The organism is Streptosporangiales bacterium (assembly GCA_009379955.1).
Classification (GTDB): Bacteria; Actinomycetota; Actinomycetes; order Streptosporangiales; family WHST01; genus WHST01.
The window spans coordinates 1-13,991 of record WHST01000153.1; the positions used below are offsets into that span (position 1 = coordinate 1).

Consider the following 13,991-nt stretch of genomic DNA (forward strand, 5'->3'; position numbering starts at 1 on the left):
CGCGTCGAGCAGCGCGACCGCGAACGAACCCGGGCCACCGCACTCGCGCGCGGCGAGCTCCGCCGCGGCCGCGACGAGCGTGCTCGCGGTGACGGCGCCGCGCAGCGGCGACCCGCTCGCCGCCGTCGCGGCGGCGACGAGCGCGCCGAGCGCGCAGCCCGCGCCGGTCATCCTGGTCAGCAACGGATGCCCACCGGGGACGGCGTACGTGACGTCGCCGTCGGTCACGTAGTCGACCGTGCCCGACACCGCGACGACGCCGCCGGTCGTACGCGCGAGCTCGACCGCCACGCCGACGGCGTCGGACGAGTCGGCGATCGACTCGACGCCGCGTCCGCCACCTCCGGCGCGGGCGAGAGCGAGGATCTCCGACGCGTTGCCGCGGACGACGGTCGGCGCGGCGGCGAGCAGCTCGTGGGCGACCTGCGTGCGGAACGTGACCGCCCCCACCGCCACCGGGTCGAGCACCCACGGCGTACCGGCGTCGTGCGCGGCGGGCACGGCCGCGTTGATCGCCTCGGCCTGCGGCTCGGTGAGGGTGCCGAGGTTGACGAGCAGCGCGTCCGCGACCCGGGCGAACTCCGCTGCCTCGCCGGGGTCCTCGATCATCGCGGGGGCGGCCCCGGCGGCGAGCAGCACGTTGGCGGTGACGTTCTTCACCACGTCGTTGGTCAGGCAGTGGACGAGCGGCGTACGCCGCCGCAGCGCGGCGAGGTCTGCCACGACGTCGTCGATCGGCATCGTGGGTGGTGCTGTCATCACGGTGACGTCCCTCCGCTAGCGCGAACTAGTTCAGGTTCGACGGGTGTCGGCTCTCAGCCCGGGCGCACCGGGCACCCCGCGTCACGCTCCCGACCGTACAAGGCGACCGGTGTGTCTCTGTCAGTGGGCGTCCGCGTACGTCTTCGCTGCCTTGACGTCGAGCGGGAAGCGCACCTGCGTGTCGCCGAACAGCAGGCGGGTGGCCGCGGCGCCGGCCTCGCGTACCGCATCGGCGACGTCGTCGGCGAGCGTCTCGTCGGCGTGCACCATCACCTCGTCGTGCTGGTAGAAGACGAGGTCGGCGCGACGGTCCGGCGTGCGCAGGTCGGCGAGCGCGAGCCGCAGCCCGGCCAGCAGCGCCAGGGTCCACTCCGAGGTGGTGGCCTGGACGACGAAGTTGCGGGTGAACCGGCCGCGCGCCCGTGCGCGGGCCTGCGTGACGAGCTCGCCCTCGCCGGGCGGCGGGCAGGTGCGGCCGAGGTGGGAGCGGACCAGCTCGCCCTGCTCGCCGCGTCGGGCCGCGTGCTCCAGCAGCGAGAGCGCGGCGGGGTAGCGGCGCCGGAGCGTCGCGAGCGGCGCGGCCGCCTCGCCGCTGGTCTGGCCGTACATCGCGCCGAGCAGCCCGAGCTTCGCTCGGCCGCGGTCGCCGCCGAACGCCTGCGCCGCGAGCGCCTCGTACATGTCGTCGGTGCGGGCCGCCTCGGTCATGCCGGGGTCACCGGACATCGCGGCGAGCACCCGCGGGTCGGCCTGCCCGGCGTCGGCGACGACGAGCACGTGACCGGGATCGGCGACGACCGCCGCGCGCAGCCGGCGCGGGATCTGCAGCGCGCCACCCCCCTTCGTCGCCCAGCGACCGGAGACCACGCCGCCAGGGACGTACGTCGGCCGGAACCTGCCGTCGTGCACCCACGCTGCCTGCCACGCCCAGCCGTTCGCGGTGTGGATCCGAACGAGGTCCTTGTACGCGAGCAGCGCCTCGATCGCCGGGTGGTCGAGGTTGCGCAGCGCCCACGCCCGGGTGGTGTCGAGGTCGTAGCCGTCCTGCCGGAACGCCGCGAGCAGGTCGGCGGGGGAGTCGGGGTTGACCGGACGCCCGAAGCCCTCGTGGACGTCGGCGGCGAGGGCGGCGAGCCGGCTCGGACGCCCGCCCGCGGGATCGGCCGTGCCGAGCAGCTCGGTGAGGACGGTGTCGTGCGCCGCGACGTCCCACGGGAGGCCGGCCGCGGTCATCTCGGTCGCCGCGAGCGCGCCGGCCGACTCCGCGGCGACCAGCAGGTCGAACCGTTGTGGCAGGCCCGTCGCCGCGATGCGGCGCCGCTGGTCGGCGTACGCCTCGACCGCACGTGCGAGCGGCTCGGCCGGATCGGCGCGCGGCGGGTCGACCGCGAACAGGTCGGGTTGCGCGCCGCGCCGTGCCGGCTCGGGCGCGACGTCGAGGGGCTCGCCGGCATAGCGGCGCAGCAGCGCCTCGGTGAGCGCGAGGTCGTGGCAGCGCCGCGGCGTGGCGCGGGACCCGAGCGCGGCGAGGACGGCGGGGTAGTCGGCGGCGGTGTCGGCGAACACCCAGCGCGGGGAGTCGGCACGCTCGCGCGTCTCGACGTACGCCGCGAGCGCCTCGGCACCGGGCATTGCGACGATGTCGCCGGCGGGCGCACCCGACTCGTCGACCTCACGTAGCGCCCCGCTGGTGACCACGACCGGCACGTGCCGATTGTGCCCGACGGCACCGACAGTACGTCTTCGCGCCCCGGGTCTTTACAACGATGGAACGAACCGGTTACAACAAGACCTCGCCCGTCGAGAGGAACCCCCCGATGCGTCGCGTTCCCGGTCCGGTCACCCTCCCTGCCCTCCTGCTCGTCCTCGTCCTCGCCCTCGCGCTCGCGCCCGCGCCCGCGACGTCGGTGCGCGCGGCCGAGGACCAGGCACCGCCGTACACCAACCCGGTCACCGCCGGCTACTCGATCGACTTCCCCGACCCCGCGGTCATGCGCGGCAAGGACGGCTTCTGGTACGCGTACGGCACCGGCGGGCCCTTCGACGAGCAGAACGCGCGGAGCGCGAACTCGAAGATCGCGAGGTCGGCCGACCTGCGCACGTGGACCGAGGTCGGGCCGTTCTTCGCCCCGGGCGCCGAGCCGCCGTACGCCGAGGCGGGCACGGGCTACTGGGCGCCCGACGTCAGGTACCTCAACGGGAAGTACCTGCTGTATGTCACCGTGCCGAACACGAAGACGGTGCCAGGCGGCGGTGACCCGGCGATCGGCGTGGCGACCGCGCCCACGCCGTCCGGCCCGTGGACGCCGGAGCCCGAGCCGCTGATCCCGCCGCGGCCGTTCGGGGACGCGTACGACACGACGATCGACCCGGCGCTGTTCACCGACACCGACGGCACCCACTACCTGTACTGGGGCGGCTTCGACAGCGGCCTGTGGATGGTGCGCCTCTCCGCCGACGGGCTCACCGCCGAGACCGAGCCGCGCAAGATCGGCGCGGCGCGCTACGAGGGTCCGTACGTCGTGCACCGCGACGGCTGGTACTACCTGTTCGCGTCGTCGGCGAACTGCTGCGCGGGTCCCACCACCGGGTACAGCGTCTTCGTCGGGCGCGCGAAGAGCCCGCTCGGGCCGTTCCGCGACCGCGACGGCGAGGACATGGTCGCGAGCCGTGCCGGTGGCACGCCGGTGCTTGCGCCCAACGGCAACAAGTGGATCGGCACCGGACACCACTCCGCCGTCGTCGACGCGTCCGGCCAGGACTGGATGACGTACCACGCCATCGACCGCGACGACCCGTGGCTCGACGTGCAGCCGGGCTTCACCATGCGGCCGATGAGCATCGACCGGCTCGACTGGATCGACGGGTGGCCGATCGTCAACGCGGGCGCGTTCGCGACGGACACCGAGCAGCCGGACGGGCCGGTCGTCAGGGGAGAGGTCGACGACAGGTTCGAGGACGCCGACGCGACCGCCGACCTCTTCGACGTCAGGTCGGGCGAACTCGCGGTCGAGGGTCCCGACCCGCAGTCCGGCGGGTACGCCGCACTCGGGCGCGACACGCTCGCCACCACCCGCGAGCTGCGCGACCGCGACGTGCGCGTCGAGGCTGACGTGCGCACCTCCGACGCCGCCGCGGGTGTCGCCGCGCGCGTGTCGAAGCACGGCGACCAGGTGCGCGCGGTCGTCGACGCCGCCAGGCGTGAGCTGCGCGTCGAGGCGGTCGTGCACGGACGCGTCGTGCGTACGGCCTCCGCGAAGCTGCCGGCGAGCTACGCGGCCGACGCGTGGCACACGCTCGCGTTGCAGGTACGCGGCCGCACCGCGACGGTCGACGTGACCGACAGCAGGCTCGGTGACCCGTGGGCGACGACGGAGCTGCGGCTGCCGTCCACCGGCCGCGCGGGCGCCGCCGGCGTCGTCGCGAGTGGCGACGCGGAGGTCGACAACTTCTCGGCCAACGCCCTCTACCGGCCGGTGACGAAGACCGTGCCGCCGCCGGCGCAGGGCCGGCCGCTGCCGGCGTACTCCGACGAGTTCGGCGACGGCCTCGCCGAGGGGTGGAGCTGGCTGCGTGAGGACACCGCGGCGCGCGTCGTCAGCGGCGACCTGCGGTGGCCCACGCAGGACGGCGACCTCGTCGGCACCGGTACCCCGGCGGCGCTGCTGCGCGAGATGCCGGAGGGTTCGTACACCGTCACGACGAAGCTGCGGCTCGGCATCGGCACCGACGACGTCCGCAACTTCCAGCAGGCCGGGCTGCTCGTGTACGTCGGCGACGACGAGTTCCTGCGGCTCGACGTGGTGGCAGTGGCCGATACGAGGATCGTGGAGTTCGGCAAGGAGACGGTGTTCCAGGGCCGCAGGTCGTGGGGCGGCGGCCTCGCCGGGCCACCGGGCGACACGACCTGGCTGAAGCTGGCGCACCGCCTCGACCCGAAGACCGGCGAGCACCGCTTCCGCGCCGGCTCGAGCACCGACGGCCGGCACTGGACGTGGGGCCTCACCTGGACCCTGCCCGCCGACGCCGATCCTCGCATCGGCCTGGTGTCGCAGGGTTCGCTGCCCGAGACCACCGCGGAGTACGGGCCTGCGATGGCGGAGTTCGACTACGTCCGCGTCAGTCGGCCGTGACGGCGCGTCCGCGTTGCGCGGGCCGGGGTGGCGCGCTGTAGGTAAGGCTAGCCTAAGATGTCCCCATGGCAGGCGGACCGCACGCGCTCTCGGGCATCGACCTCACGTTGCGCTACGGCAAGGAGCCCGTCGTGCGCGAGGCCGGCATCGCGCTGCACCGCGGCGAGGTCACCGCGCTCGTCGGGCCGAACGGCTCGGGGAAGTCGACCCTGCTGCGCGCGCTGGCCAGGCTGCACAAGGTCACCGAGGGCCGAGTCGAGCTCGACGGCGAGCCGGCGGCGCCGCTGTCGGCCAAGGAGTTCGCGCGGCGCGTCACGCTGCTGGCGCAGTCGCGGCCGGTGCCCAGCGGCGTCTCGGTGCGCGATGTCGTCGGGTACGGCAGGCACCCGCACCGGCCCCGGTTCGGCGGCAGCGACGCCGAGGGGCCCGAGGTCGTCGCGTGGGCGCTGGCGGTGACCGGCATCGAGTCGATGGCCGAGCGCGGCGTCGACGAGCTGTCCGGCGGCGAGCGGCAGCGGGTGTGGCTCGCGACGGCGCTCGCGCAGCGTACAGACGTGCTGCTCCTCGACGAGCCGACCACGTTCCTCGACCTGCGCTACCAGGTCGAGATCCTCGACCTGGTCCGTGACCTCGTCGACAACCACGACGTGGCCGTCGGGGTCGTGCTCCACGACCTCAACCAGGCCGCCGCCGTCGCCGATCACGTCGCGCTCCTCGCCGAGGGCCGGGTCGTCGCGAGCGGAGCACCGCACGATGTGCTCACGCCCGACCGCCTCGGTCCCGTGTACGGCATCGACGTCGAGGTGCAGACCGACTCCTCGACCGGACTCCTGTCCTGCCAGCCCGTCGGGCGGCACCACACGCGGCGGCTCGCCGTCCGCGACTGACGCAGCAGCAACCGAAAGGACATCCGTGCGTTCTCCGAAGTCGTTCGCGCCTGCCCTCGTGGCGGTCGTCATGCTGGCGGTCGCCGCATGCGGCACCACCGAGGCCCCGAAGGAGCAGAGCACCGGCGCCGACATCAAGGTCACCGACAGCCGCGGCGAGCAGACGTTGCCCGGTCCCGCCAAGCGGGTCGTCGCGCTGGAGTGGGGACTCGTCGAGAACCTGCTCACCCTGGGCGTCACGCCCGTCGGCATCGCCGACATCAAGCAGTACAACGTCTGGGTGTCCGCCGAGCCCGCGCCGACCTCGGTGAAGGATGTCGGCCTGCGCGAGGAGGTCAGCCTGGACGCGGTCGCCGGCCTCGACCCCGATCTGATCCTCGCCACCACCAGCGGCGCATGCGGCAAGCCGCTGCCGCAGTTCGAGAAGATCGCCGACGTGCTCTGCTTCGACGGCACCGACCCGAACGGCAACCTGCAGCACATGCGCGACCAGTTCACCGCGGTGGCGAAGTCCGTCGGCAAGGGGGCCGAGGGCGACAAGGTCCTCGCCGACTTCGACGCGAAGCTCGCCGACGGCAAGCAGAAGATCGCCGACGCGGGCCTTGCCGGCACGAAGCTCGCCGGTGCGCACGGCTGGACCGACCAGGGCGCACCCGTGGTCCGGATGTTCGGCAAGCGCTCCCTGGGGTCCGACGTCGCCGAGGAGATGGGTCTGGAGAACGCCTGGACCGGCAAGTCCGACGACTGGGGGCTCGCGATGACCGACGTCGAGGGGCTCACCAAGATCGGCGACGCCCAGTTCTACTACATCGCACCGGTCGACAACATCTTCGAGACCAAGCTGCCGAAGAACCGGATCTGGCAGAACCTGAGCTTCGTGAAGAAGGACCAGGTGCACAAGCTCGACGGCGGCACCTGGCTCTTCGGCGGACCGGCGTCGACGAGCCAGTTCGTCGACGAGCTCGTCGCGGCGCTCACCTGACCCGTCGACACCTGCTGACACCGTGACCGAGACGCTGAGCCGCCAGCCCGCCCCCGGCCCCACCGCCGCGCCACCCGCGCCGCGGTGGGGCCGGACCACCCTGGTCCTGGTCGCCGGGCTGGTCCTGGTCGCCGCGCTCGGGCTCGTCCACGTCACGCAGGGGACGTCCGACATCGGCCCGGTCGACCTGCTCCGGCTGGTCTTCGGCGGCGGTGGCGGTGACTCCCGGACGCTCGACGTGCTCATCGGCTCGCGGGTGCCCCGGCTGCTCGCCGGCCTCGTCGTCGGGATCGCGCTCGGTGTCTCCGGCGCGCTGCTGCAGTCGGTCGCGCGCAACGCGCTCGCGACTCCCGACACCCTCGGCGTCAACGCGGGCGCGGGCTTCGCCGTGGTGCTCGTCGCCGTCCTCGGTACGTCGCTCCCGGCACTGTCGACGACCGCGGTCGCGTTCGCCGGTGGGTTGCTCGCCGCCGGTCTCGTTCTCGCGCTGTCCTCGGGCGCGGCGGCCGGCCCGACACGGCTGGTGCTCGCCGGCATGGTCGTCACCCTCGCGCTCGCCGCCGGCTCGCAGGCGCTGCAGCTGATCGACCAGGAGTCGACGGTCGGCTTGTTCGCCTGGGGCGACGGGTCGCTGGTGCAGAGCGGCACCGACGAGACGATGCAGGTGCTGCCCGTGATCGGTGTCGGCGTCGCCGCGGCCCTGTTGCTGTGCCGGCCGCTCGACATCCTCGCGCTCGGCGACGACACCGCCCGCGTTCTCGGGATCAAGGTCGGCATCATCCGCGTCGTCGCCGTGATCGTGGCCGTGCTGCTCGCGGCGTCCGCGGTCTCCGTCGCGGGGAAGATCGGCTTCGTCGGGCTGCTGGCGCCGACGGTCGTCCGGCTACTCGGTGTGCACCGGCTCGCCGGCCTGATCCCGGCCGCGGCGGTCGCCGGCTGTGTCGTCGTGCTCGGCGCCGACGTGCTCACGCGTGCCGTGCTCGGCGGCGCGGCGGGCGTCGACATCCCGGCCGGCGTCGTGACGTCGCTGTTCGGCGCGCCTGTGCTCATCTGGCTGGCCAGGCGGCACCGCGACTCCGGACCCACGCGCACGCCCCCGGCCGCGGGTCATCCGGCGGGGCGTTCCACGCGCTACTTCGCGGTGATCGTGGTCGTGGTCTCCGCGCTGCTCGTCGCCGCCGTCGTCGTCAGCATGCTGATCGGCGACCGGATCGTGCTGCTCGGTGACGTCATGAACTGGATCCGCGGGACGGCGGGCGGCGGCGTCACGTTCGTCCTCGACCAGCGGTTCCCGCGGGTGGTGCTGTGCCTGCTGACCGGGGCCGCGCTCGCGCTGGCGGGCGCCGCGGTGCAGGCCGTCGCCCGCAACCCGCTTGCGGAGCCGGGGATCCTCGGTGTCACCGGGGGTGCCGGTGTCGGCGCCGTGGCGCTCATCGTCCTCGTGCCGGGCGCGTCGGCCGTGTCCGTCTCCGGCGTCGCCGCGATCGGGGCGGTCGCGGCGTTCGTCGGCGTCTACCTGCTCGCCTGGCGTCGCGGCATGAGCCCCGACCGGCTGGTGCTCGTCGGCGTCGGCATGGGCGCACTCACGGCAGCCATCACCACCGCCCTCGTCGTCCGCCGGCAGTACGACATCGGCCCCGCGCTCGTCTGGCTGGCCGGCAGCACGTACGGCCGCTCGCTCACCGACGCCGGACCGGTCGCGGTCATGCTCGTGCTGGCCGTCGTGCTGGCCGTGCTGTCCCACCGGCACCTCGACCTGCTGGCGCTCGACGAGGACACCCCGCGGGTCCTCGGCGTACGGCTCGAACCCGTCCGCCTCGCCATCCTCGGCGTCGCCGTCCTGCTGACCGCCGCCGCCGTCTCTGCTGCCGGGGTGATCGGGTTCGTCGGCCTGGTGGCCCCGCACGCCGCCCGCGCCGTCGTCGGTGGTCGGCACCGGCGGGTGCTCGCGGTGTCGGCGCTGTTCGGCGCGACGCTGGTCTGCGTGGCCGACACCGTGGGGCGTACGGTCATCGCCCCCGGTCAGCTGCCGGCCGGCCTCCTCACCGCCCTGCTCGGCACGCCGTACTTCCTCTGGCTCCTCTGGCGCTCCCGCGCCAGAGGAGCCGCCTAGGCAGCCGCCCCCAGCCGCGATCTGTCGTCCTGGGCGCTTGGGCCGGCACGGTGAGGGGGCCCCTCACCGTGCCCTGCCACGGTCGGGGTGCCCCTCACGGGTTCGGCGGCGGCGACCCAGGGCGCATCACGAGGGGGGAGCGACGGTGAGGGGAGCCGTCAGGCGCCTGCCGTCAGACGCCTGCCGCCGCGTCGCGGGCCCGGCCGCGGAGGGCACGCTCGACGCCGTCCCTGCCCTCGAGCAGGGCGCGCTGGAGCGCGGGGTGCGGCTGGTGCTCCTCGAGGTAGCGGCTCGTGGCCTCGACCGTGGCGTCCGACACGATGAGCCGCGGGTACAGCATCTCGGTGAGCTGCTGCGCCATCTGCCCCGACCTGGTCGACCAGAGGTCGCCGACGGCGTCGAAGTAGCGCGCGACGTACGGCTCGAGCAGCTCGACCTGCGTGGGCTGCTGGAAGCCGAACAGCACCGCGCGCTGGGTGGCGTTGGGCAGCTCGTCGCGCTCGACGACCGACGCCCAGGCGTCGGCCTTCGCCTCGGCGGTCGGGCGTGCCGCGCGGCACATCGCGGCCTTCTCGCTGCCGGCGGAGGTGCGGTCGCGCGCGAGCTCGGCCTCGATCGCGTCGTCGCCGGCGTGACCCGCCGCGACGAGTTTCTCCAGCAGGTTCCAGCGCAGGTCGGTGTCGACGGCGAGGTCGTCGAGGACCACGCTGCCGTCGAGCAGGCCGGCGACCGTGTCGAGCTGCGCCGGGGTCGTGGCGAACCGCGCGAACGCCTGCACGAAGGTCAGCTGCTGGTCGCTGCCCGCAGGCGCGTTGCGCGCCAGCTCGCCGAGCGCGTCGGCGGTCATGGCGCGGCCCTCGCCGTGCCACGTCGGGTCGGCGTAGACGTGCACGGCGGACGAAAGGGTGCCGAGCAGCAGCTCGACGAGCGTGATGTCGGTGATGCCGCCGATGTTCGCGAGGACGAGCCTGACGTAGTCGCGCGCGGGCAGCTCGGCGTCGCGGCACATGTCCCACGCCGTCGACCAGACGAGGCCGCGGGGGAGGGAGTCGCCGATCTCGTCGGCGTGCTCGGTCAGCGAGGCGAGCGACCGCTCGTCGAACCGCACCTTCGTGTACGCGAGGTCGTCGTCGTTGAGCAGCAGCAGGTCGGGCCGGCGCTCGCCGACGAGGTCGGGAACCGCGGTGGTGGCGCCGACGACGTCGAGCTCGACCCGGTGCCTGCGCGCGAAGCCGCCGCCCTCGGCGCGGTCGTACAGCCCGATCGCCAGCCGGTGCGGACGCAGGGTCGGGAACGTCGCGGGTGCCTCCTGCGCGACGGTGAAGGACGTGAACCTGCCGTCGCCGTCGACCTCGAACGCCGGCCTGAGCGTGTTGATGCCCGCGGTCTCGAGCCACTCCTTCGACCAGGCCACGAGGTCGCGTCCTGACGTCTCCTCGAGCGCGGTGAGCAGGTCGGCCAGCGTGGTGTTGCCCCACTCGTGCCGCCTGAAGTAGCGGCGCAGGCCCTCGAAGAACTCGTCCTGTCCCACGTAGGCCACGAGCTGCTTGAGCACCGACGCGCCCTTCGCGTACGTGATGCCGTCGAAGTTCGTCATCACGGTGACCAGGTCGGGGGCGTCGGCCGAGATCGGGTGCGTGGTCGGCAGCTGGTCCTCGCGGTACGCCCAGCTCTTCGTCTCGGTGGCGAACGTCGTCCACGCCGAGGTCCAGCGCGTGGCCGCGGCGACCGCGTGGATGCTGGCGTAGGTGGCGAACGACTCGTTGAGCCAGAGATCGCCCCACCAGCGCATGGTCACGAGGTCGCCGAACCACATGTGCGCCATCTCGTGCAGGATCGTCTCCGCGCGCCGCTGACGGCGTCCCTCGGTGACGCGTGAGCGGAAGATGTACTCCTCGACGAAGGTCACGCAGCCGGCGTTCTCCATCGCACCCATGTTGTACTCCGGCACGAACAGCTGGTCGTACTTGCCGAACGGGTACCGGTAGTCGAAGGCCTGGTGGAAGAAGTCGAAGCCCCGCTTGGTGATGTCGAAGAGCTCGTCCGGGTCGAGGTACTCGGCGAGCGACTGCCGGCAGTAGAGGCCGAGCGGGATGCCGTCGTGCTCGTCGTGCACGTGGTGGTAGTGGCCGGCGACGAGCGCGGTGATGTATGTCGACATCCGCTGCGTCGTCGGGAAGTGCCAGCGTCCGACGCCGTCACCCGCGGGTTCGGCCTCGACGTCGGGAGCGGTGTTGGAGACGACGACCCAGTCGGCCGGCGCGGTGACCGTGAACTCGAACGTCGACTTCAGGTCGGGCTGGTCGAAGCACGTGTACATGCGCCGTGCGTCAGGCGTCTCGAACTGGGTGTAGAGGTACACCCGCCCGTCCGCCGGGTCGGCGAAGCGGTGCAGGCCCTCGCCCGTACGGGAGTACGCGCAGTCGGCGACCACGCGGAGCTCGTTGTGCTCGGCGAGCTCGGGCAGCTCGAGGCGCATGCCGTCGAAACCGCTGACGTCGAGCGCGCGGCCGTTCAGCGTGGCCTCGCGCACGGCGGGGGCACACAGGTCGACGAACGTCGACGCGCCGGGCTCACGGCAGGTGAACGCGATCTCGGTGGTCGACGCGAAGCGTTCCTCGCCCGTGGTGAGGTCGAGGTCGACCCGGTAGGAGGCGACGTCGAGGAGACGTGCGCGCTCGCGCGCGTCATCGCGGGTCAGGTTGATCACGGTCACGAATGGTCTCCTTCGAGGTGCCTCTTTCCGTGCCGGAATCCTGTCACGGGAACATGGGTCGGTTCGAAGGGGTTGTCGCCCTTGATGACCGTTCACCCTGTGTACCCGAACGAGGAGGCGCTGTGACCGACCCGGTGCTGGACGAGCCGACCGTCGTCGACATGTGGTTCGACCCGGCCTGTCCGTGGGCGTGGCTGACGTCCCGTTGGCTGCTCGAGGTCGAGCAGCAGAGGAACACGACGACGAAGTTCCACGTGATGAGCCTGTCCGTCCTCAACGAGGGGCGCGAGGACCTGCCCGAGCAGTACAAGGAGCGGCTCCCCGAGTGGTGGGGACCCGTCCGCGTCTGCATCGCGGCAGCTCAGCAGCACGGCGACGAGGTGCTCGGGCCGCTGTACACCGCTCTCGGCACCAGGAGGCACTACGACAAGCGCGACTTCGACCGTGACGTGATCGTCGAGGCGCTCGCCGAGGCCGGCCTGCCGGAGTCGCTCGCCGATGCGATGGACTCCACCGAGTACGACGATGCCGTCCGCGCGTCGCACAAGGTCGGCATCGACCTGGTCGGCCAGGAGGTCGGCACGCCCGTGGTGCGCGTGGAGGACACCGCGTTCTTCGGGCCCGTCGTCACCCCGGTGCCCCGTGGCGAGGACGCGGCGAGGCTGTGGGACGGCGTCCGGCTCGTCGCCGGCACCGACGGCTTCTTCGAGCTGAAGCGCACGCGTGACCGCGACCCGATCTTCTGGGTGGACGAGCCGGCCGCGTGACCGGCTCGCGCGGAGGTCCGCGCGTTCGCGGGCAGAACTCGTAAGATCAGCGCATGCGGCTGGGTGTCCTCGACGTAGGGTCGAACACGGTGCACCTGCTCGTCGTCGACGCGCACCCCGGCGCGCGGCCGCTGCCGGCTTCCTCGCACAAGACGAGGCTCAGGCTCGTCGAGCACATCGACGGGAACGGCGGCATCGACGCCGAGGGGGAGCGGTCGCTGCGCCATACGGTCGCCGAGGCGCTCGAGGTCGCGGACGACCGGGGCTGCGAGGACGTCCTCGCGTTCGCCACGAGCGCGATCCGTGAGGCGAGCAACGCGGGAGACGTGCTCGACCGCATCCGCGAGGCCTGCCAGGTCGACATCCAGGTACTTCCGGGTGACGACGAGGCGCGGCTGACGTTCCTCGCGGTACGCCGGTGGTACGGCTGGTCGAGCGGGCGGCTCCTGGTGGTCGACATCGGTGGGGGATCGCTCGAGCTCGCCGTCGGCATCGACGAGGAGCCCGACGTCGCCACGAGCCTGCCGCTCGGTGCCAGCCGGCTCACCAGGGACAGGATCTCCGCCGACCCGCCGAAGTCCGGCGAGGTCAAGGCGCTGCGCACGTACGTCAGGTCGCAGGTCGCGTCCGTCGCGCACGACGTCACCAGGGTGGGCGAGACCGACGTCGTCGTCGGCACGAGCAAGACGCTGCGGTCGCTCGCCCGCGTCTGTGGCGCCGCGCCGAGCTCCGCCGGCCTGTACGAGCGGCGCACCCTGCGCCGCGACGCGCTCGCCGAGTGGCTGCCGCGCATCGCCGAGATGGACCATGACAAGCGGGCCGACCTGCCCGGCGTCTCGTCCAGCCGCTCCCGCCAGCTGCTCGCGGGGGCGATCGTCGCCGATGCCGTGATGGACCTCTTCGGGACCGAGTCGATGGAGATCTGCCCCTGGGCGTTGCGCGAGGGCGTCATCCTGCGCCGCCTCGACTGGATCGGCCACGAAGGCCACTAGGTGGGTCCGCCCGTGCGCCTGCCAGAATTCCGGCCATGCGCGTGTACATCGGGTCGGACCATGCCGGATTCGAGCTCAAGGCTCACCTGCTCACCTGGCTGGCGGAGCAGGGCCACGACGCCGTCGACTCCGGACCGGAGAAGCTGGATCCCGAGGACGACTACCCGCCGTTCTGCATCCGCGTCGGCGAGAGCGTCGTGGGCTCGTCCGGCAGCCTCGGCATCGTGCTCGGCGGCTCCGGTAACGGCGAGCAGATCGCCGCGAACAAGGTGCGCGGCATCCGCGCCGCCCTCGCCTGGTCGGTCGAGACGGCGAGTCTGGCGCGTCAGCACAACGACGCCAACGTCCTCGCCGTCGGTGCCCGCATGCACAGCGCCGACGAGGCTGCCGCGTTCGTCGAGGCGTTCCTCACCACCCCGTACTCTGGCGAGGAACGGCACACCAGGCGCATCGGCATGCTCGCCGCGTACGAACGCACGGGTCAGGCACCGCCGCTCCCGTAGCTACTTCGACCTGAAAAACCCTGTGGGGTCGTGACGGCGACCTCGGCAGACGGTTGGGCGGCTATCGGTGACCGGTCAGGTGGGCATGATTCATCCCGGTGGGGCTCTTCACGCTGCCAGCGCTCCGACCTTGACC

Annotated in this window: 10 protein-coding genes and 1 riboswitch; of the genes, 7 read left to right on the plus strand and 3 right to left on the minus strand. The window is 72.8% G+C overall.

The window, feature by feature from the left end; translation table 11 throughout:
* Together thiM and GEV10_29100 are read right to left on the minus strand one after the other, a co-directional pair.
* Positions 1-759, minus strand: a 759-nt coding sequence (thiM, locus tag GEV10_29095) for a hydroxyethylthiazole kinase (GenBank protein MQA82472.1), incomplete at its 3' end; no start/stop codon positions are given.
* Positions 753-851, minus strand: a riboswitch (TPP riboswitch). Its footprint overlaps the gene before it by 7 nt.
* A 31-nt stretch (positions 852-882) precedes the next feature.
* Positions 883-2,394, minus strand: a complete 1,512-nt coding sequence (locus tag GEV10_29100; protein ID MQA82473.1) for a bifunctional 3'-5' exonuclease/DNA polymerase — start codon at positions 2,392-2,394, stop codon at positions 883-885.
* Between the two features lie 185 nt (positions 2,395-2,579).
* Here GEV10_29100 and GEV10_29105 point away from each other — a divergent pair, with 185 nt between their 5' ends.
* The 4 genes from GEV10_29105 to fhuB all read left to right on the plus strand — a co-directional run bounded on the left by GEV10_29105 (position 2,580) and on the right by fhuB (position 8,877).
* Entirely contained in the window at positions 2,580-4,895 is a 2,316-nt protein-coding gene (locus GEV10_29105) for a family 43 glycosylhydrolase (GenBank protein MQA82474.1), read from the plus strand.
* Between the two features lie 65 nt (positions 4,896-4,960).
* On the plus strand, positions 4,961-5,782 hold the full coding sequence (locus tag GEV10_29110; GenBank protein MQA82475.1) for an ATP-binding cassette domain-containing protein: 822 nt from the start codon (positions 4,961-4,963) through the stop codon (positions 5,780-5,782).
* A gap of 70 nt (positions 5,783-5,852) precedes the next feature.
* A complete protein-coding gene (locus tag GEV10_29115) occupies positions 5,853-6,764 on the plus strand; it encodes an ABC transporter substrate-binding protein (protein ID MQA82476.1) in 912 nt (303 codons plus the stop codon).
* Between the two features lie 22 nt (positions 6,765-6,786).
* Positions 6,787-8,877, plus strand: coding sequence for a Fe(3+)-hydroxamate ABC transporter permease FhuB (gene fhuB / locus GEV10_29120; protein MQA82477.1), 2,091 nt, complete (start codon positions 6,787-6,789; stop codon positions 8,875-8,877).
* 172 nt (positions 8,878-9,049) lie between these two features.
* Here fhuB and pepN read toward each other — a convergent pair whose 3' ends face one another.
* Entirely contained in the window at positions 9,050-11,587 is a 2,538-nt protein-coding gene (gene pepN / locus GEV10_29125; GenBank protein ID MQA82478.1) for an aminopeptidase N, read from the minus strand.
* Between the two features lie 140 nt (positions 11,588-11,727).
* Between pepN and GEV10_29130 the strand changes: the two genes are divergently transcribed.
* From GEV10_29130 to GEV10_29140, 3 genes are read left to right on the plus strand one after another with little or no spacing between them, the layout of a single operon-like run.
* Positions 11,728-12,360, plus strand: coding sequence for a disulfide bond formation protein DsbA (locus GEV10_29130; protein MQA82479.1), 633 nt, complete (start codon positions 11,728-11,730; stop codon positions 12,358-12,360).
* Positions 12,361-12,413: 53 nt separating this feature from the next.
* On the plus strand, positions 12,414-13,352 hold the full coding sequence (locus GEV10_29135; GenBank protein ID MQA82480.1) for a Ppx/GppA family phosphatase: 939 nt from the start codon (positions 12,414-12,416) through the stop codon (positions 13,350-13,352).
* 35 nt (positions 13,353-13,387) lie between these two features.
* Positions 13,388-13,855, plus strand: coding sequence for a ribose-5-phosphate isomerase (locus tag GEV10_29140; protein MQA82481.1), 468 nt, complete (start codon positions 13,388-13,390; stop codon positions 13,853-13,855).
* Positions 13,856-13,991 lie beyond the last annotated feature (136 nt).